The following is an 18779-nucleotide window of genomic DNA, read 5'->3' on the forward strand; positions in this document are numbered from 1 at the left end:
AAGGCGCGATAAATCGCGCCGCTCCAGGGCGCCATCGGCGCCCTTTCTTCTGCTTAGTTGTACTCGGCTTGCAGCCGTATCACCTGGCGATTGATTTCAGACATCACGCTCAGATGTTGTACGTCTTTGACGCGCGGGATAAGCACCTTCCCTTTATCGAATTCGAATGCGCCAACGTCCTTGATATACAACCTTCCTTTAAATAGCGTTTTTACGTATTTCGCAATTTGCAGCGGATTATAACGCTGGAAGATCTTCATGTTGTTCTAACTCCTGTACAGAAATAATACGCTTCTTCGTTGCCAACATCGGTACGAGCCCATGAAGCGCAAATGAGGCCTAAACTATAGAACATCCTGCGCTGCGGATGTTCCGAAAAAATGAATTTTTTACTGAATTGACACATCATTACAGAACACTCTGTTACCGAGGTCACAGAATCCAGTATAAACCTTCAGTGATTAAGGAATTGTGGCGTCGGTTGCAAAGCTGTTAACTCGTCGCGACAGGGCGCATCATCCACGCTTAATATTGCAGGAACATGACCAACTGGTCGGATCACCAAGGAGCCACTTTTATGCGATTGCCACACATGGTGTTAGCACTGGCACTACTTCTGCCCCATCTCGCTGCGGCACATCTGTTCAAACAAGGCGAACGTGTCCCTGCCGTGGGTGTGAATGACAAAGGGGAACTGATCTATCTTCAGGACAAGTTCAGCTATCGTCCGTGGAATAGCGCGCAGCTGGTGGGAAAAGTGCGGGTTATCATGCATATCGCCGGGCGTTCTTCAGCGAAAGAAATGAATGCGGCATTGATTGAGGCCATTAAAGCCGCCAAATTACCACACGACCGCTACCAGACCACCACGGTGGTCAATACTGATGATGCTATCCCAGGCACCGGCATGTTTGTGCGCAGCAGCATCGAAAGCAATAAGCAGCAGTATCCGTGGTCGCAATTTATCGTCGATAGCAACGGCAACGCGCGCAAAGCCTGGCAGCTGGAGGAAGGCGGCTCCGCGATAGTGGTGCTGGATAAGAGCGGGCATGTCCAGTTCGCTAAAGATGGCGCACTGACACAACAGGAAATACAGCAGGTGATTACGCTATTGCATCAATTGCTGTCGTAGCGGCGCGATTTATCGCGCCCAGGCCTTTAAATCACACCGCTACCACCAGGCCTAAAACAGGGAGACACGGAAGCCTGGATTGAGGAAGGATTCCCGTGGCGCATAGTCGAGGGTTTTACCCTGCCAGTCATGCACATGCGCACCTGCGGCAATCGCCACTGCGTGTCCGGCACCGGTATCCCAGATATTGGTCGGTCCAAAGCGTGGATAGAGCTGGGCTTTGCCTTCAGCCACCAGGCAGAATTTCAATGAGGAGCCGATGGCCGTTGTCTGATGCTCGCCCAGCTGTTGCAGATACTCTTGCAGCTCTTCATCTTTGTCGAAATGCGAACGACTCACGACCACCAACGGCGGACGCGCATCACGCACATGAATCTGGCTTTTATGTCCGCCCTCTTCTTTCCAGGCTTTGCCTTCCGCAGCAGAATAAAGCACGCCAATGGCTGGTGCATAAACCACGCCCAGAACCGGTTTCCCTTTTTCAATCAGCGCGATATTTACCGTGAATTCACCGTTGCGCTTGATAAACTCTTTGGTGCCATCCAACGGGTCAACCAGCCAGTAGCGCTGCCACTGCTGACGGACTTCCCAGGCCGGAGGATCTTCTTCTGACAATACCGGCACTTCCGGTGTCAGGACCTGTAACCCATTTAGAATCACCTGATGCGCGGCAAGGTCGGCAGCGGTGACCGGCGAATCATCCGCCTTACGTTCGATATCCATCGGCTGCGCGCCGTCATACACCTGCATAATCGCATCACCTGCGGCACGGGCCAGCTGGCAAATTTGCTCTAACATTCTTCACCTCATTTCTGCTGATTCTGCTTACTCGCTGCAAACAGCAAACCTGTAACTATTTTAGCAGGCGACCTGTTTATTCCGAGCTTCACGCCAGTCGCGAGAGCAATCTATTTTAATATCAATATCATAGTTCATCGCCTGGCGTCACGTATGAGATGAGGTTATATCTGCTGCGTTTCTCCACAGATTATGCGCAGGGATCGCAACAATCGATGAAAAAGACCCACTTTGATGACATCACGGAAACAGCAAAACGTTATGTGCCGAAAATACGCACAAAAAGTGCTGAAATAATCACCATATTGCTACGTTCTGATTTGAGCAGCCATGCTATGAGACGGGAGAAACCGGGGTGTATCTGGCAGGTGGATTGACAGCAGAATGAAGAAATAAAGGGCGGCAACGGCCGCCCTGACTGCGACTTACAGAATTTCCAGCAGCTCGACTTCGAAGATCAGCGTGCTGAACGGCGGGATGGATGCGCCAGCACCACGCTCGCCGTAGGCGATGTTGTGTGGGATCACCAGTTCCCATTTGGAGCCGACCGGCATCAGGGTCAGGGCTTCAATCCAGCCTGCGATAACGCCGCTAACCGGGAATTCTGCTGGTTCGCCACGCGCCACAGAGCTATCAAACACGGTGCCATCGATCAGTTTACCGGTGTAGTGTACACGTACACGGTCCTGACGAGATGGGATAGCCCCATCACCCTGTTTGATGACGCTGAATTGCAGGCCTGATTCGGTGCTGCTCACGCCTTCACGCTGCGCGTTCTGATCCAGGAATTTCTGGCCTTCCGCCGCCATCGCCTGGACGCGCTCACGACGCACGCCTTCCGCACGCTCGTGCACTTCGCGCAGCGCACGATGTACCACGTCAACCGGAACTGCCGGTGAATTCCCTTCCAGCGCGTCGCGCAGGCCCGCGAGCAGTGCTTCCGGCTGCAGACCCTGCAGTCCGGACTCCAGCAGCTGCTGGCCTACCTGTAAACCAATACCGTAACTTGCTTGTGCTTCGACGCTGTCAAATGAAGGGGTCGTCATCTTGATTCCTTAATCCCGGAGAAAAAATTGAAACGGCAGCATAACAGCGCAGACCGCTGGCGTAAAATCTCGCGCATCGCAGATGACATTTCTCAGGGAAAGAGAAACAATATACAGGTCAGAATTTTCAATGCTGGCAGGCACTTCGCGCCGGTATTGCCCATACTATATTTAAGGGAAGGATAAACCTTTCCACCGTCGAGATAAGAGAGAATACATGGGCCAGATCGCCCCACGACGTCGCAGGACGCGCACCCCGCGTACTTTACCCTGGTTGCGGAACTTGCTGCCGCAAGGCAAACGCCCGGTTACCAGTGAGGAGGAACCACGAATGGCTTCTGCTACCCCTTCCCGACTTCCCGGCAGTCTGGGCCGTATCTGGCATCTGCTGGATAACGTACGCTGGATGGATCCGCTACCCGCCCTGCATCGTCGCGGTATCGTGATTGCGCTGGTGATTATCCTGCTGGCGTTCCTGTGGCCGTCCAGTACCCCTCAGTATCCGGTGGAGCGCCCGGTCAGCGATAACGCCGCCAAACAAGTGCCAATGCAGGCAGAAATCTATGACAACAACAGCACGCCAAAACCCGATTCTCAGGGGGAATGGCGCAGTTATACTGTGGCTTCAGGCCAGACGCTGGCGCAGCTGTTCCGTGATAACAATTTACCGGTGAGTGATGTGTTTGCCATGGCGCGGGTGGAAGGTAACGATCAGCCGCTCAGCGCCCTGCAGACGGGTCAGCAGGTGAAAATTCGCCAGAATGCGCAGGGTGTGGTGACGGGATTGACTGTGGATAGCGGCAACGGCCCGGTGCTGTTTACCCGTCAGCCTGACGGCAGCTTTATCCGCGCGCAATAACAAAAAAGCCGGCACAAGGCCGGCTTTTTCGCATTACCGAGTAAAATTACTCAGCAACTACATTCACAACCAGTTTCGCGAATACTTCGCTGTGAACCTGGAAGTCAACTTCGTGCTCACCGATAGTGCGCAGAACGCCGTTCGGCAGACGAACTTCGCTCTTAGCCACTTCAACGCCAGCTGCAGTTACAGCGTCAGCGATGTCGCGAGTACCGATGGAACCGAACAGTTTACCTTCGTCGCCTGATTTAGACGCGATGGTGACGCTGCCCAGACCGTTGATTTTCTCAGCACGTGCGTTAGCAGCTGCCAGAACGTCAGCCAGTTTGGCTTCCAGTTCAGCGCGGCGCGCTTCGAAATATTCAACGTTTTTCTTGGTAGCAGGAACAGCTTTACCCTGCGGAACCAGGAAGTTACGAGCGTAACCCGCTTTAACGTTAACCTGATCACCCAGGCTGCCCAGGTTTGCTACTTTATCAAGCAGAATAACTTGCATTACCTTATCCTCTTAAAGTCGTTATTAGACAGCAACCGATTACTGATGACGATCAGTGTACGGCAGCAGAGACAGGTAACGCGCGCGCTTGATAGCACGAGCCAGCTGACGCTGGTATTTTGCGCGAGTACCGGTGATACGGCTCGGTACGATCTTACCGCTTTCAGTGATGTAGTTTTTCAGCGTAGCGATATCTTTGTAGTCGATCTCTTGAACGCCTTCCGCGGTGAAACGGCAGAACTTGCGACGACGGAAATAACGTGCCATTTGGCTAGTCTCCAGAATCTATCAATTCAATCTGCTCGGCATGTAACACAATTCTACTCTGGCCATTGCGTGCCTGATGGCAGCTAATAAAACCTTCGAGAGTGAGTTGCGTGCCGACCGTTATATGTTGAGTAATCACCTGATGGGTGCTGCCGCTGATAATCACCGGCATCTGACACCAGGCTTGCCGGTGAAACCCGGCTTCCTCCTGCATGGAACGGTGCTCAAGCACGAACTGGCAGTGAGGAATTCCTGACGGACTGATTTTTCGAACCGGCGTCTTACACACAGTGCCAGACAGGCGCAGTCGATTGGCCGTCATTATGGATTACTCTTCAGAATCCCCAGCATCTGAGTCATCTGCCGCTTCGTTAGCGAAGTCTTCACGGCGCTCACGACGCTCGTCTTTCGCTTTAACCATCGGAGATGCTTCAGTTACCGCGTGCTTAACGCGCATAACCATGCTGCGGATAACGGCGTCGTTGAAGCGGAAGTTAGTTTCCAGCTCGTCAATCACTTCCTGCGGCGCTTCTACGTTCAGCAGAACATAGTGTGCTTTGTGCAGTTTGTTGATCGGGTAAGCCAGCTGACGGCGGCCCCAGTCTTCCAGACGGTGGATCGTGCCCTGTGCACCAGTGATAGCACCAGTGTAACGCTCGATCATGCCCGGAACCTGTTCGCTCTGGTCAGGATGGACCATAAATACGATTTCGTAATGACGCATCGAAATTGCTCCTTACGGATTATTCAGCCTCCTGTCAGGGTCAGCTGCGGCCCACGGAAGCAAGGAACGTTATAGGTTGTGAATCATCCGATAAATGAAACACACCTCTGAATGCAGCTGAAAAATTGACGCGTAATCATACTGACGTTGTCCGCTAAACTCAAGCGCACAATTCATCAAATGGCGTGCAACGTGCCAGATGATGGCACCTTTTGTGCTAAGGGTGAAAATTCAGGAGGTTAAGCGGTATTTCATCAAAATAGCTGAACAAGGTGTTCAACAGGACCGGCTGGCGGCAATGTGGTGAAGAACTAAACTATTTATAGACGCAACGGTTTAGCTTGTCGTCGGCGTCTGAGAGTGAATTCCCTGTAGTGAGGAGTCGATTATGAGAAGTATCGTCATCGCCACTTTACTGGGTCTCTTCCTGTCTACACCCGCTTTTGCCAGCTCAACTGACTATGCGCAACAGATGAGAAGTAACAGCAGCAAAGCGGCATCAGGCTATGTCTACGTCAACCGACTGGGCGCCCCCAGTGATAACCACACCGGGGCCAACAGTAGCGCGGCTGAACGGTTGTCGTCACAGCTGTAGTCCGGTATGTCGTAACGGGCTGGCAGTTTTTTGCCAGCCCGAATTATTTTCACAGGTGATGTTTGAAAAAACTCACCAGCGCACCCAGCGCTGAAGGCGTGATTTTGTGGCCGATCTGCTTTTCCGACAGATAAGTGACACGCCCATCCAGCTGCGCTTCACGCAGCGCTTTCTCCAGCCGCACCGTTTCCGCGAACGGCACCACCTCATCGGCTTCCCCATGCCACAGCAGCAGCGGACGGTTCGCCAGTTTATCCAGTTGCTGGCTGGGATCGTAACTGGCTAACGGTGCCAGCCGGGCGGCAAAAGCTTCTTTCTGCTGCGACGTGCGCGCCACCAGCGGCGGGAACAGCGTGTGACTCAGTTGCATAAAATAGCCCGACCCCATCATGCAGGCGACGCTGTGAATCTGCGGATAACGCGCCATGGCCCCGAGTGCCGTCATCCCGCCCATTGAAGCACCCGCCACGGCAAAGCGATCATCGGCAATCCAGTCATTGGCGCGCAGCGCGGCTTCCAGTAGCGGTACTTCGTCGATATTTTTTCGCAGGATCTCCCAGAAATGCGTCATACGGGTTTCCGTATCACCGTTATAGCGAGCGCCATGCATATCCGCATCCGGCATCACCACGCGAAAACCCGCCTGAGCGAGCGCAACCGCAAAGTAGCTGTACACCTCTTTTGACGAGGTGAAGCCATGATAAAACAGCACGGTCGGCAAACGCGACAGGCGCTGTCCGGATGGTGCCGCATGGATACACTGAATCCCTGCCAGTGTTTCCGTTGCCAGTTCAATCATGTCGCCTCCGTTGAGAATGATTATCACCTGCTCACAGTGTAAACCCTGAGACCTGAAACGCGAGTCACTTCACATTTTCGCGCGAATAATTTCCACCCTAAACCTTTTCCCCAATTTGCCGTTGATCTTGTATCCCCTCATCCATATCAACATAGGTACTTTATGAAGCGTCTCTCTCTCAGCGCCATGGGTCTCGGAATTAAGCTGTCTGTACTGACGTCTTTAAGCGTAGCCGTAGTGCTGCTGACCCTCACTCTTACCCTGAGCCACAACGCCTCCCGCCAGCTGGAAAATCTGGCGACGGACGATATGCAAAATCAGGTGCAGGGCATCGGTGAGATGGCCAGCATGTTTAATACCACCTTATCTGCTGAAGTGGCGAACTACACCCGGTTGTTTCAGAGTTTTCTCCCCAAACGCTTCAGTCGTGATGAAAGCACCCGTATCCAGGTGGGGGATATCAGCACACCCACCCTGCGTGCCGGACTGAAAACCCTCAACCTTGACCAGATTGCGGTGGATGATTTTCTCGATCGTACCAGCGCAGTCTCCACCATTTTCGTGCGCGATGGCGACGATTATGTGCGCATCGCCACCTCGCTGAAAAAAGAAGATGGCCAGCGTGCGATCGGCACCAGGCTGGACCGCAGCAGCGCGGCCTGGCGCAGCGTGAATCAGGGCGAAGTTTACCGTGGCCTGGCAACCCTGTTTGGTCATCGCTATATCACGCAGTATCAGCCGGTAATGGATGAGAGCGGCGCAGTCATCGGCATTCTGTTTGTCGGAGTGCAAATCGATCAGCAATACGCGCTGATGCGCGACAAAGTGCTGGCGCGCCATCTCGGCGACAGTGGGCATTTCTTTGTGCTGAACGGCGCGCCCGGCACCACCCAGGGGCAATTTTTGTTTGCCAGCCAGCGCGAAGGTAAATTGCCGCTGTGGGATGCCAGGACGCAGCAACAGCTACTGAACCAGCCGAAAGGTTTACTCACCATGCAGCTGGATGGCGAAACCAAACTGCTGGCCTGGCAACAGCTGCCGGGATGGAACTGGATTATCGCCGGCGAAGTCAGCCGTGCCAGCCTGCTGGCCCCGATTACCCAAAGTCGCAATCTGTTCATCGTGGTAGGTCTGGCGCTGGTTATCCTTTTTGCCTGCGGGTTTATGTGGTACAGCCGCCGTGCCATTACCCGTCCGTTGCATCAGGTGATTCATCTGGCCGAAGAGTATGCGGCGGGTAATTTGCAGGCGCACCTCGACTCCACACGTCATGATGAAATCGGCCAACTGGTGGGGGCGATCAACGGTATTGGCGATGGCCTGGAGCAGATCGTCGGCCAGGTACGCCAGACGGCACAACAAATCAGCGCGGGCACTGACAGCATCGCCGCCAGCAGCCAGAACATCAGCGCGCAGATTGGTCGTCAGGCCAGCAGCGTGGAACAAACCTCGGCCAGTATGGAGCAGTTTGGTGCCACCGTGGCGCAAACCGCCGCTAACGTACGCCAGGCACTGGCGCGGGTAAGTGAAGCTGATCAAACCGTTGCCCGGGGTGGTGAGACCGTATCACGTTCGGTCAGCACCATGGCAGACATTCGCGTCGCTTCGCAGAGCATTGCCGACATCACCCATGTGATTGAATCCATTGCTTTCCAGACTAACATCCTGGCGCTGAATGCCGCGGTGGAAGCGGCACGCGCGGGCGAGCACGGTAAAGGTTTCGCGGTGGTGGCAGCGGAAGTTCGCGCACTGGCGCAGCGCAGTGCCCAGGCGGCAAAAGAGATCGATGGGCTGATCGCCAGCTCCATCAGCAAGGTCGCGGAGGGTCATAGCCTGTCTGAGCAGACACGCGATGCCATGAATCACATTGTTGAGCATATCGCGCAGGTGAAAACCCTGATGGGCGAAATCAATATCGCCGCGCAGGAGCAGGCGTCAGGCATTGGTCAGGTGAACCTGGCGATGAACCACATCAGCCAGGCAACCCATCAGAGCAGTGATTTAGTCACCGAATCTGAGGCTTCAGCCCAGAGTCTGAGCCAGCAGGGGCATCATCTGACCGAGCTGGTGAGTATTTTTCATCTGAAGTCCTGATAGCACAGGGGAAGATGACATACACTTGAGCCATCTTCCCCGAACCGGAGTTGCCATGCGTGTTTCGTTATTTCTGGCGCTGAGCCTGCTGTTGAGCGGCTGCTCGGCGCTTACGCCGACGCCCAAAGCACCACCACCGCCCACGGCGCATGCCCAGGAGATTAACCGGGCGCAGAGCTACGGCTTGCGCAAACTGGGTACCATCAGCGTCCAGGTACGGGGTTCACCGGATGATGCCCAACGCGCTATTGCCGCGCGGGCTAATCAGTTAGGTGCCACCTGGTATCAGATTTTATTAATAGATGAGACGGTGATGCCCGGTTTCTGGTACTCCACCGCCGTTCTCTATGCGCCCTCAACCGGCAGTAGCCCGCAGCAGTAGGCGTGAGCTAAGGTCGTGGCTCAACAGCGGTTTGCCGCGCGTATCCAGGAACTGCTGACACCAGCCATCGGCCAGCGGTGGCTCCGCCACTTTCAGCAGGATCGCCGCCGTTGCCAGCTGCAACAGATCCTCAGTTACGCCACGCGCCTGCGCCTCCTGTACGTTACCGAGACGCAGGCGTAGCTGCCGCCAGCGGCGGTCGAAATGACGATTGCACCCTTTCACCGCGTCCAGTTCATCACTCAGCATCGTCAGCGTATCCGATTGGCGGTTAAGTACCCGCAACACATCCAGACACATGACATTGCCAGAACCTTCCCAGATGCTGTTGACTGGCATCTCACGATACAGCCGTGGCAACTCGCTTTCTTCGCAATAACCGATGCCGCCCAGCACCTCCATCGCTTCGGCGACAAAGGGAATCCCCGCCTGGCAAGTCACATATTTGGCAGCTGGGGTGAAGAGACGGGCATAGAGGCGTTCATGCTCGCTGGCTGGGGTTGACCAGGCGCGCGCCAGACGCAGCAGCAACGCGGTTTGCCCCTCCAGCTGTAGCGCTTGCCGGGCCAGCACCGCCCGCATCAGCGGCTGGTCGCTGAGGTTTTTGCCCATCACCTGACGCTGCTGGGCATGGTGCAGGGCAATGGAGAATGCACGCCGCATCAGCCCGTGGCTACCAAGTGCGCAATCGAAACGCGTCATACCGCCCATTTTCAGGATCAGCCGCACGCCTTCGCCCTCTTCTCCCAACAGCCAGCCGATCGCATCCTGAAACTCCACTTCACAGCTGGCATTGGAGCGATTGCCAAGCTTGTCTTTGAGGCGTTCAAGCCGGATAGCATTGCGTGCACCATCCGGTAGCAGGCGCGGCAGGAAAAAACAGCTCAGGCCACCCGAGGTCTGTGCCAGTATCAGATGCGCGTCGCTTTGCGGCACCGAGAAAAACCATTTATGGCCGATAATGCGATAAGCCTCACCGGGGCCGCGTCCACCCAAGGGTTCCGCGCGCGTACTGTTGCTCAGCACATCAGTGCCACCCTGTTTTTCGGTCATCCCCATACCAATCAGCAAACCCCGTTTCTTATTACCGGGTTGATGATGGGCATCGTAGCGATCGCTCAGCAACGCATCGTGCCAGTCGAGCCAGGGTTCTGGCAGATGATTTTGTAGCAGCGGAATGGCGGCGTGGGTCATGGTGACCGGGCAAAGCGACCCGGCCTCTACCTGCGCGTGCAGGATAAAGCGCGCCGCACGGGCCACCATCGCGTTGGGCTGAACATCGGGTTGCCAGCTGAGATTGTGCAGGCGGCTGGCGCATAAGCCCTGCATCAGCAGATGCCACGCGGGATGAAAGCGTACCTCATCCAGCCGTTCACCGCGCGCGTCATAGCGCAGCAGCTCCGGCGGCTGGGCATTGGCCAGTCGTCCCAGTTCGAGAGATTCAGCACTGCCGAGTTGCAGCCCGACCGAAGCCAGCCATTCACGATCCCAGCTGGCACCTTCCCGCGCGACGGCTTCGCATAAGGGAAGATCGCGGGTAAACAGGTTGCTGTTGCTGAGCGGCTGAGGCTGATTGAAAACGCTGTGGGTTGTCCAGGTCATAACGTCCCCCTCATTAGGCTCACAGCCTAAGTATGGGGGTGATAGTCAGTTATGCCTGGTACAAAAACTAATTTGCGGAGGGGATCACGCCAGGCGCTGACGTACCGCTTCGAACAGACAAATACCGGTCGCCACGGAAACGTTCAGAGAAGATACGCTGCCCGCCATCGGGATGCTGATCAATTCATCGCAATGCTCACGCGTCAGACGGCGCATACCTTCGCCCTCTGCCCCCATCACCAGCGCCAGTGAACCCGGCAGCTTGCTCTGGTACAGCGTATGATCGGCTTCACCGGCCGTACCGACGATCCAGATGTTGTACTCCTGCAGCAAACGCATGGTGCGCGCCAGGTTAGTCACGCGGATCAGCGGAACGTTTTCTGCAGCGCCACTGGCCACTTTTTTTGCCGTAGCATTCAGCTGTGCAGAACGATCTTTCGGTACGATCACCGCATGCACGCCAGCCGCATCGGCGCTGCGCAGGCAGGCTCCGAGGTTATGCGGATCGGTAACGCCATCGAGGATCAACAGGAACGGGTTATCCAGCGATTCCAGCAGATCCGGCAGATCGCCTTCCTGATAATTTTTACCCGGTTTCACGCGTGCCACGATCCCCTGATGCACACCGCCTTCCACCTGGCTATCCAGCCACTGGCGATTGGCCAGCTGAATCACAATTCCCTGAGCTTCCAGCGCGGCGATCAGCGGTTGCAGGCGACGATCATCACGGCCTTTGAGAATAAAGACTTCCTGAAAACGCTGAGGATCGCGTTCCAGCAGGGCCTGCACGGCATGGATACCAAAAATTATTTCACTCATTACTTTGCTCAAGGTTGGATGTCGGACGTTGCGGCGCGATAAATCGCGCCGCTACAACTGATCAGCATCAGGCTTCGCTGGTTTTCTTCTTCGCCGCGCGCTTAGCCTTAGTGGCGGCGGCGATTTTACGGGTTTTTTCGGAGACTTTTTTGCTTTTTTTCTCAGCTTTCGCTTTCGCCGGTTTTTTCTTCTCACCGCGGAAAGCGGCATCCGGCTCGAAATTCACATTTTTACCGGCATCACGGCGGCGTTTAGCCGGAGCTTGCCCACCACGCTTCTCGCGCTCGCGAGCAGTTTTACCTTCACCACGCGGGACACGCTGGCTGGAAATCAGCGCGAAGTCGATTTTGCGTTCGTCCATGTGCACCGCTTCCACCCGCACTTCAACGGCATCGCCCAGACGATAGGTGCGTCCACCGGATTCACCGATCAGACGCTGCCCTACCGGATCGAAGCGGTAGTAATCATTGTCCAGCGATGAAACATGCACCAGACCATCGATAAACAGATCGTTCAGACGCACGAAGAAACCAAAACCGGTCACGCTGGAGATCACGCCGGTAAAGACGTTACCCACCTGATCCTGCATAAAGTCGCATTTCAGCCAGTCAGCAACGTCACGCGTGGCCTCATCGGCACGGCGTTCGGTCATGGAACAGTGCTGGCCGAGCTGCAGCATCTGCTGCATATCATAGTGGTAACCGCCGGTCGCCGTGGTGTTACCTTTCTCCTCACCCTGCTCTTTCGCCAGCAGATATTTGATGGCGCGATGCAGCAGCAGGTCCGGGTAGCGGCGAATCGGTGAAGTGAAGTGCGCATACGACGCCAGCGCCAGACCAAAGTGGCCACGGTTTTCCGGATCGTACACTGCCTGTTTCATCGAACGCAGCAGCATGGTTTGCAGCATTTCTGCATCCGGGCGATCGGCGATCTGCGTCAGCAGCTCGGCATAATCAATCGGCTGCGGCTTGCTACCACCCGGCAGGCTCAGGCCCAGTTCGTTCAGTACGGTACGGAAGCTGGTGATGCTGTCGTCACTCGGGCGATCGTGATCGCGGAACAAGGCCGGTTCTTCGTTCTTCTCAACAAAACGCGCTGACGCGATGTTGGCGAGGATCATACATTCTTCAATCAGCTTATGGGCATCGTTGCGCACTGTGCGCTCGACGCGCTCAATACGACGATCGGCATTGAAGATGAATTTAGCTTCTTCGGTTTCGAAGGAGATGCCGCCACGCTGCTCACGCGACTTTTCCAACACCTGATACATGCGGTGCAACTCTTCAAGATGCTTCACCAGCGGTGCGTATTGTTCACGCAGCTCCGGGTTGCCTTGCAGGATATTCCACACTTTGGTGTAGGTCAGGCGCGCGTGTGAATTCATCACCGCTTCATAATGTTTGTAGCCGGTCAGTTTGCCGGTGGCCGAGATGGTCATTTCGCACACCATACACAGGCGATCAACCTGCGGGTTCAGTGAGCACAGGCCATTTGACAGCACTTCCGGCAGCATCGGTACGACCTGCGACGGGAAATACACCGAGGTGCCGCGCTGGTGGGCTTCGTTATCCAGAGCCGTGCCCGGACGCACGTAATAACTGACGTCGGCAATCGCCACCCACAAGCGCCAGCCGCCACCGCGTTTTTTCTCACAGTAGACAGCATCGTCGAAGTCGCGCGCGTCCTCACCATCAATGGTGACTAACGGCAACTGACGCAGATCGACACGACCTTTCTTCGCCGCTTCCGGCACTTCTTCTTTCAGTTTGGCGATCTGTTTTTCGACTTCTTCCGGCCAGACGTGGGGGATTTCATGGGTGCGCAGCGCCATATCGACAGCCAGACCAGTGCCCATATTATCGCCCAGTACTTCCGTGACTTTGCCCAGCGCTTTGGTACGACGCGTCGGGCGCTGGGTAATCTCCACCACCACGACCGAGCCCATACGCGCGTTCAGCGTCTGGTCCTGTGGGATGAGGATATCAAAGCTCAGACGACTGTCGTCCGGCACGACAAAGCCCGTACCGGCATCGGTAAAGTAACGACCAACGATCTGGCTGTTACGTGGCTCGAGCACGCGTACTACGCGCGCCTCGCGGCGGCCTTTGCGATCCGCACCACCGGGTTGCGCCAGGATCACGTCACCGTGCAGACACAGTTTCAACTGTTCGGCAGAGAGATAAAAATCATCCTTCTGCCCTTCCACGCGCAGGAAACCATAGCCATCACGATGGCCAATCACTTTGCCACGCAGCAAATCAAGGCGCTCAGGCAGCGCATAGCATTGACGGCGGGTAAATATCAGCTGTCCATCGCGCTCCATGGCACGCAGGCGACGGCGCAGCGCTTCCAGTTGCTCTTCACTGCTGATATTGAGTTCCTGGGCGATGTCATCGCGGCTGGCAGGCTTTTCGCGCTTTTCTAATAGCGCCAGAATAAACTCCCGACTGGGGATCGGGTTTTCATATTTTTCAGCTTCTCTTTCCTGAAAAGGATCTTTTGACATTACGGTTCCTCCGATGTCATTTTTGATGGATTGCCACCGGCGGTTCGGACAATAAGATTTGGTAAAGTGGTTCGTTGTCTTTGACGAGATCGGCCAGCGTGTAATTATCCAGCTCATCAAGGAATAGCTGGACCGCATTGTTCAACGCTTTGCGCAAGCGACAGGCTGGCGTAATGCTGCATTCACTACAGTTAACCAGCTGTAGTGGCTCCATTTTCCTGACAACGTCGCCAATGACAATTTTTTCCGGGTCCATGCCTAAACGAATTCCGCCGTTTTTACCGCGTGTTGCGGCCACAAAGCCGGCCCGGCTCAGTTGGTTGATGATTTTCACCATGTGATTACGCGACACCCCATAGGTATCGGTCACTTCAGTAATGTTGGTCTGCTTACCCTCGGGCAAAGTGGCCATGTAGATCAAGGCACGCAGACCGTAATCAGTAAAACTTGTAAGCTGCACATGTACCTCAGTGAATCATCGGGTGTTATTTTTATATGCCGATTGGCGTTGCGTTTAATTATGATGATAAACCAGTGCGTGAAGGCCGGTGCGTTTTTTTCAGGCAACTCTTGATATTTGCAAGAAAAAATATTGTGAGCGGAGTCAAAGAGCAGAGAAACAGAGGCCGGACAGGGTCCGGCCAGAGGGGATTATGCGTCAAACGGATCGCGCAAAATCATGGTCTCACTACGGTCAGGACCAGTAGAAATAATATCCACCGGAACACCGGTTACCTCTTCCACACGTTTGATGTAGTCACGTGCGGCCTGCGGCAGACCTTCCAGCGTTTTCACGCCAAAGGTGTTTTCACTCCAGCCCGGCATTGATTCGTAAATTGGCTCAATACCTTCCCAACCTTCAGCAGCCAGCGGCGTCGTGGTGACTTCGCGGCCATCCGGCATGCGATATCCCACACAAATTTTCACTTCTTTCAGGCCATCCAGCACGTCCAGTTTGGTCATGCAGAAACCTGACAGTGAGTTGATCTGCACTGCACGGCGAACCGCCACGGCATCCAGCCAACCGGTACGACGACGACGACCGGTGGTGGCACCGAACTCGTTACCTTTGGAACACAGGAACTCGCCGGTTTCATCAAACAGTTCAGTCGGGAACGGACCTGCACCCACGCGGGTTGAGTAGGCTTTAACGATACCCAGCACATAGTCAACATAACGCGGACCGATACCAGAACCGGTTGCCACGCCACCAGCAGTGGTGTTTGACGAGGTCACGTACGGATAAGTACCGTGGTCGATATCCAGCAATGTACCCTGCGCACCTTCGAACATGATCAGATCGCCACGCTGACGCGCGTTATCCAGCAGTTCAGACACGTCAACGACCATGCTGGTCAGGATGTCGGCCACAGCCATCACATCGTTCAGCACTTTGTCGTAATCGACAGCATCTTCTTTGTAGTAATTCACCAGCTGGAAGTTGTAGTAATCCACCACTTCTTTCAGCTTGGCAGCGAAGGTTTCTTTGTTGAAGAGATCGCCAACGCGCAGGCCACGGCGGGCAACTTTATCTTCGTAGGCTGGGCCGATACCACGACCGGTGGTACCGATAGCTTTAGCACCACGCGCTTTTTCACGCGCCAGGTCCATCGCGACATGGTATTGCAGGATTAACGGGCAGGCTTCAGACAGCAGCAGACGTTCGCGTACCGGTACACCGCGCTCCTCAAGACCTTTCATCTCTTTCATCAGCGCTTCTGGTGACAGCACAACACCGTTACCAATGATGCTGGTGACGTTTTCACGCAGGATGCCTGATGGAATTAAGTGGAGGACGGTTTTTTCACCGTTGATAACCAGAGTGTGGCCTGCATTGTGACCACCTTGATAGCGCACGACGTATTTCGCGCGCTCTGTGAGAAGGTCTACGATCTTGCCTTTACCTTCGTCACCCCATTGGGTGCCCAGTACGACGACGTTCTTACCCATTTTTTCAAAATCACCGATTGCTTAAAAATGGATTCTACCACCTGACTTTTCCACTTTCAGCTCTTTTAGCATACGATTGCGCGGTTTTTTGCCTGAGTTTTGATCGATACAACATGTTGGGGATAAATCAGCAACAAGACACAACGAGGCTGCGAAATAACGCGCATTTTTAGCTCGCGTGCACACTTAACATGTAATAGATCACCACCCCGGCAACCACCAATCCACCGCCAAAACGATGTAACAGGCGATCCGGCAACTGCGCCATAGCCAGAATCATACGTCGCCAGATACGCGGCAGAAACATCGGCCCCAGCCCTTCCAGAACCAGCACCAAAGCCAGTGCCATCCAGATGGTTGTGTTCATTATCTTTTCCCCAAAAAAAAGGCCGACAAGATTGTCGGCCTTGAATTTATATCAGTTCTTAACGCGTTGCGTTAGAGGGGGCCTTCATATAACGGAAGAAATCGCTATCCGGACTTAAAACCATAATATCCTGATTATCCGCAAAGCTGTTTTCATAGGCACGCAGGCTACGGATAAAGGCATAGAAATCCGGATCCTGGCTGAACGCATCGGCAAACAGTTTCGCCGCCTGCGCATCACCCTCACCACGGGAAATCAGTGCCTCACGCTGGGCTTCTGCCAGTGTACGGGTCACCTGATAATCCGCCTGAGCGCGCAGTTTTTCTGCCTCTTCCTGACCCTGTGAACGCTGGCTACGCGCTACCGCTTCACGCTCGGCGCGCATACGGTTGTAGATCGCATCAGAAACTTCAGTTGGCAGGTTGATCTGCTTAATCCGTACGTCAACCACCTGAATACCCAGGGCAGCCATGCTGTTCGGGTTCGGCGCTGGCTCTTTGCTGTTGGTTTCACGCTCAACGCGTGCCGCGGCATCAGCAATCGCATCGTCGGCAGCTGGCGTCTGTACTTCGTCATCGTTACCCGCGCTGCCGGTATTCAGGGCATCACGCACATCAGTAGTCAGACGACCACGTGAGTCGGTCACGATATCTTTTACATCCAGACGACCCATTTCAGAACGCAGACGGTCACTGAATTTACGTTTCAGCAGCACTTCGGCCTGAGAAATGTCGCCACCACCCGTCGCCAGATAGTAACGGCTAAAATCACTGATACGCCATTTGATATAGGAATCAACGATCAGGTCTTTCTTCTCTTTGGTGACAAAGCGATCCGCCTGATTGTCCATGGTCTGGATACGCGCATCCAGTGATTTCACGGTTTCAATAAACGGAATCTTGAAGTGCAGACCTGGCGCATAGACCAGCGGCTTGTTCTCGCTATCACGCAGAACCTTACCAAAACGCAGCACGATGCCACGCTGTCCTTCCTGCACCACGAACAGTGACGCGTACAGCACCACCAGCACTACAATAATTACGGCGATGATTGGCTTACGCATCGATTACTCCCTCCCTTCGCGCTGGGTATCGTTACGCTGCGCATTGGCGCGACGCTGATCCATGATGCTGTTCGGACTGTACGATGAAGTGTCGCTATTGCTGGCGTTGCTGTCCGAAACCGGCGGTAACTTCATCAGATTGGTATTTTTCTGGCCGTTTTGACCCGCAGCACTCTGAGCGCCACGCATCAGTTGATCCAACGGCAGCATCATCAGGTTATTGCTACGGTCGCTAACCAGCACTTTGCGGGTATGGCTGAGCACGCGCTCCATGCTTTCGATGTACAGACGTTCTTTCGTGATCTGCGGTGCGGCTTTGTATTCCGGCAGCATGAGGGCAAAGCGCGCCACTTCACCCTGCGCTTCCAGCACGGTGCGTTCTTTGTAAGCACGTGCCTCTTCCAGGATACGTTGTGCCTGACCATTGGCTCGCGGCTGAACTTCGTTGGCGTAAGCTTCGGCTTCACGCACGTACTGCTCGCGGTTTTCACGCGCGGCAATCGCATCGTCAAACGACGCTTTGACCTCTTCCGGTGGACGCGCCGCCTGGAAGTTAACATCAAGCAGCGTGATACCCATGTTGTACGGACGAATGGTTTCATCGATTTCGCGCTGGGTTTCGCTACGCACCACGGTACGACCTTCGGTCAGAATGCGGTCCATCGTAGAACGACCAATCACGCCACGCAGCGCACTGTCAGTTGCCTGACGCAGGCTGTCATCCGCGCTGGTCACAGCATAGAGGTAACGCTCAGGATCGGTGACGCGGTACTGCACGTTCATTTCTACGCGCACCACGTTTTCGTCTGATGTCAGCATCACGCCAGACGCGGCAAGTTCACGCACCGCTTCCACGTTCACAGCACGGACCTGATCGATAAAAGTGGGTTTCCAGTTGAGACCTGGTTCCACCAGATGGCTGAATTTGCCGAAGCGGGTGACGACGCCACGTTCCGCTTCTTTAATGGTGTAGAAACCGCTGGCTGCCCAGATGATGACTGCCGCTGCGGCAACAATGCCGACCAGTTTGCCACCGCTACCGCCGCTGCGCTGGCCATTGTCGCTCTGTTTGCCACCGCCCAGTCCACCGAGTTTTTTACTCAGTTTACGGAAGATATCATCCAGATCAGGGGGTCCCTGATCGCGACCTCCTTTATTTCCCCCAGAGTTGCCGCCTTGATTATTGCTGCTTCCCCACGGGTCGCGGTCCTGTCCGTTATTACCGGGCTGATTCCACGCCATGTCTCTACTCCATTTATTGTATTTACGTTTTACCTTGC

At 54.8% G+C, this 18779-nt stretch carries 21 protein-coding genes; 5 read left to right on the top strand and 16 right to left on the bottom strand.

The genetic code is table 11. The features are described 5' to 3' along the window. Nucleotides 1–53: 53 nt before the first annotated feature. Nucleotides 54–260: a DUF1107 domain-containing protein gene (locus AC6I8X_RS17825; protein ID WP_299458841.1), complete on the bottom strand. Its 207-nt coding sequence runs from the start codon at nucleotides 258–260 to the stop codon at nucleotides 54–56. Nucleotides 261–577: 317 nt separating this feature from the next. Between AC6I8X_RS17825 and AC6I8X_RS17830 the strand changes: the two genes are divergently transcribed. Then, nucleotides 578–1132 carry a YtfJ family protein gene (locus AC6I8X_RS17830; protein ID WP_497840238.1) on the top strand — a complete coding sequence of 185 codons (555 nt, stop codon included), beginning with the start codon at nucleotides 578–580 and terminating at the stop codon, nucleotides 1130–1132. 51 nt (nucleotides 1133–1183) lie between these two features. Here the strand turns inward: AC6I8X_RS17830 and cysQ are convergent, their stop codons facing one another. Continuing rightward, nucleotides 1184–1930, bottom strand: coding sequence for a 3'(2'),5'-bisphosphate nucleotidase CysQ (gene cysQ / locus AC6I8X_RS17835; RefSeq protein ID WP_299458837.1), 747 nt, complete (start codon nucleotides 1928–1930; stop codon nucleotides 1184–1186). Between the two features lie 425 nt (nucleotides 1931–2355). Next, nucleotides 2356–2976, bottom strand: coding sequence for a BamJ family beta-barrel-assembly machinery protein (bamJ, locus tag AC6I8X_RS17840; protein ID WP_084877117.1), 621 nt, complete (start codon nucleotides 2974–2976; stop codon nucleotides 2356–2358). 217 nt (nucleotides 2977–3193) lie between these two features. Between bamJ and AC6I8X_RS17845 the strand changes: the two genes are divergently transcribed. Further along, on the top strand, nucleotides 3194–3835 hold the full coding sequence (locus AC6I8X_RS17845) for an OapA family protein (protein WP_299458834.1): 642 nt from the start codon (nucleotides 3194–3196) through the stop codon (nucleotides 3833–3835). 46 nt (nucleotides 3836–3881) lie between these two features. Here AC6I8X_RS17845 and rplI read toward each other — a convergent pair whose 3' ends face one another. From rplI to rpsF, 4 genes are read right to left on the bottom strand one after another with little or no spacing between them, the layout of a single operon-like run. Continuing rightward, nucleotides 3882–4331: a 50S ribosomal protein L9 gene (rplI, locus tag AC6I8X_RS17850; protein ID WP_299458833.1), complete on the bottom strand. Its 450-nt coding sequence runs from the start codon at nucleotides 4329–4331 to the stop codon at nucleotides 3882–3884. A 39-nt stretch (nucleotides 4332–4370) separates the two neighbouring features. Then, nucleotides 4371–4598 carry a 30S ribosomal protein S18 gene (rpsR, locus tag AC6I8X_RS17855; protein ID WP_000135199.1) on the bottom strand — a complete coding sequence of 76 codons (228 nt, stop codon included), beginning with the start codon at nucleotides 4596–4598 and terminating at the stop codon, nucleotides 4371–4373. Between the two features lie 4 nt (nucleotides 4599–4602). After that, nucleotides 4603–4920 (bottom strand): primosomal replication protein N, encoded by a 318-nt coding sequence (gene priB / locus AC6I8X_RS17860; protein ID WP_084877125.1) that lies wholly within the window; start codon nucleotides 4918–4920, stop codon nucleotides 4603–4605. Between the two features lie 6 nt (nucleotides 4921–4926). Beyond that, the gene (gene rpsF / locus AC6I8X_RS17865; protein ID WP_013510684.1) at nucleotides 4927–5322 is read right to left on the bottom strand and encodes a 30S ribosomal protein S6; all 396 of its coding nucleotides are present in this window, start codon (nucleotides 5320–5322) and stop codon (nucleotides 4927–4929) included. 388 nt (nucleotides 5323–5710) lie between these two features. Between rpsF and AC6I8X_RS17870 the strand changes: the two genes are divergently transcribed. Further along, entirely contained in the window at nucleotides 5711–5917 is a 207-nt protein-coding gene (locus tag AC6I8X_RS17870) for a hypothetical protein (protein ID WP_084877128.1), read from the top strand. 49 nt (nucleotides 5918–5966) lie between these two features. Here the strand turns inward: AC6I8X_RS17870 and yjfP are convergent, their stop codons facing one another. Then, the gene (gene yjfP, locus AC6I8X_RS17875; RefSeq protein WP_497840239.1) at nucleotides 5967–6716 is read right to left on the bottom strand and encodes an esterase; all 750 of its coding nucleotides are present in this window, start codon (nucleotides 6714–6716) and stop codon (nucleotides 5967–5969) included. A 162-nt stretch (nucleotides 6717–6878) separates the two neighbouring features. Here yjfP and AC6I8X_RS17880 point away from each other — a divergent pair, with 162 nt between their 5' ends. Beyond that, nucleotides 6879–8810 carry a methyl-accepting chemotaxis protein gene (locus AC6I8X_RS17880; RefSeq protein ID WP_497840240.1) on the top strand — a complete coding sequence of 644 codons (1932 nt, stop codon included), beginning with the start codon at nucleotides 6879–6881 and terminating at the stop codon, nucleotides 8808–8810. A gap of 55 nt (nucleotides 8811–8865) precedes the next feature. Further along, nucleotides 8866–9192, top strand: a complete 327-nt coding sequence (gene bsmA / locus AC6I8X_RS17885; RefSeq protein WP_313688843.1) for a biofilm peroxide resistance protein BsmA — start codon at nucleotides 8866–8868, stop codon at nucleotides 9190–9192. On the opposite strand, the gene AC6I8X_RS17890 is transcribed toward bsmA, so the two are convergent. The 8 genes from AC6I8X_RS17890 to hflK all read right to left on the bottom strand — a co-directional run bounded on the left by AC6I8X_RS17890 (nucleotide 9166) and on the right by hflK (nucleotide 18741). Next, nucleotides 9166–10794 (bottom strand): isovaleryl-CoA dehydrogenase, encoded by a 1629-nt coding sequence (locus AC6I8X_RS17890; RefSeq protein ID WP_313688845.1) that lies wholly within the window; start codon nucleotides 10792–10794, stop codon nucleotides 9166–9168. The two genes, bsmA and AC6I8X_RS17890, sit on opposite strands and share 27 nt — an antisense overlap. Nucleotides 10795–10878: 84 nt before the next feature. Next, nucleotides 10879–11613 (bottom strand): 23S rRNA (guanosine(2251)-2'-O)-methyltransferase RlmB, encoded by a 735-nt coding sequence (gene rlmB / locus AC6I8X_RS17895; RefSeq protein WP_084877141.1) that lies wholly within the window; start codon nucleotides 11611–11613, stop codon nucleotides 10879–10881. A gap of 67 nt (nucleotides 11614–11680) precedes the next feature. Beyond that, entirely contained in the window at nucleotides 11681–14119 is a 2439-nt protein-coding gene (gene rnr / locus AC6I8X_RS17900) for a ribonuclease R (protein WP_084877143.1), read from the bottom strand. Nucleotides 14120–14135: 16 nt separating this feature from the next. Then, nucleotides 14136–14579, bottom strand: a complete 444-nt coding sequence (gene nsrR, locus AC6I8X_RS17905; RefSeq protein WP_299458417.1) for a nitric oxide-sensing transcriptional repressor NsrR — start codon at nucleotides 14577–14579, stop codon at nucleotides 14136–14138. Nucleotides 14580–14770: 191 nt separating this feature from the next. Continuing rightward, nucleotides 14771–16069, bottom strand: a complete 1299-nt coding sequence (locus AC6I8X_RS17910) for an adenylosuccinate synthase (RefSeq protein ID WP_299458415.1) — start codon at nucleotides 16067–16069, stop codon at nucleotides 14771–14773. 169 nt (nucleotides 16070–16238) lie between these two features. Continuing rightward, the gene (locus AC6I8X_RS17915) at nucleotides 16239–16436 is read right to left on the bottom strand and encodes a DUF2065 domain-containing protein (protein WP_208716641.1); all 198 of its coding nucleotides are present in this window, start codon (nucleotides 16434–16436) and stop codon (nucleotides 16239–16241) included. 58 nt (nucleotides 16437–16494) lie between these two features. Then, the gene (gene hflC, locus AC6I8X_RS17920; RefSeq protein WP_208716643.1) at nucleotides 16495–17499 is read right to left on the bottom strand and encodes a protease modulator HflC; all 1005 of its coding nucleotides are present in this window, start codon (nucleotides 17497–17499) and stop codon (nucleotides 16495–16497) included. A 3-nt stretch (nucleotides 17500–17502) separates the two neighbouring features. Further along, nucleotides 17503–18741 (bottom strand): FtsH protease activity modulator HflK, encoded by a 1239-nt coding sequence (gene hflK, locus AC6I8X_RS17925; protein WP_299458407.1) that lies wholly within the window; start codon nucleotides 18739–18741, stop codon nucleotides 17503–17505. Nucleotides 18742–18779 lie beyond the last annotated feature (38 nt).

The sequence above is a fragment of the Pantoea sp. X-Soil-TKNS-1280 genome (assembly GCF_059730475.1).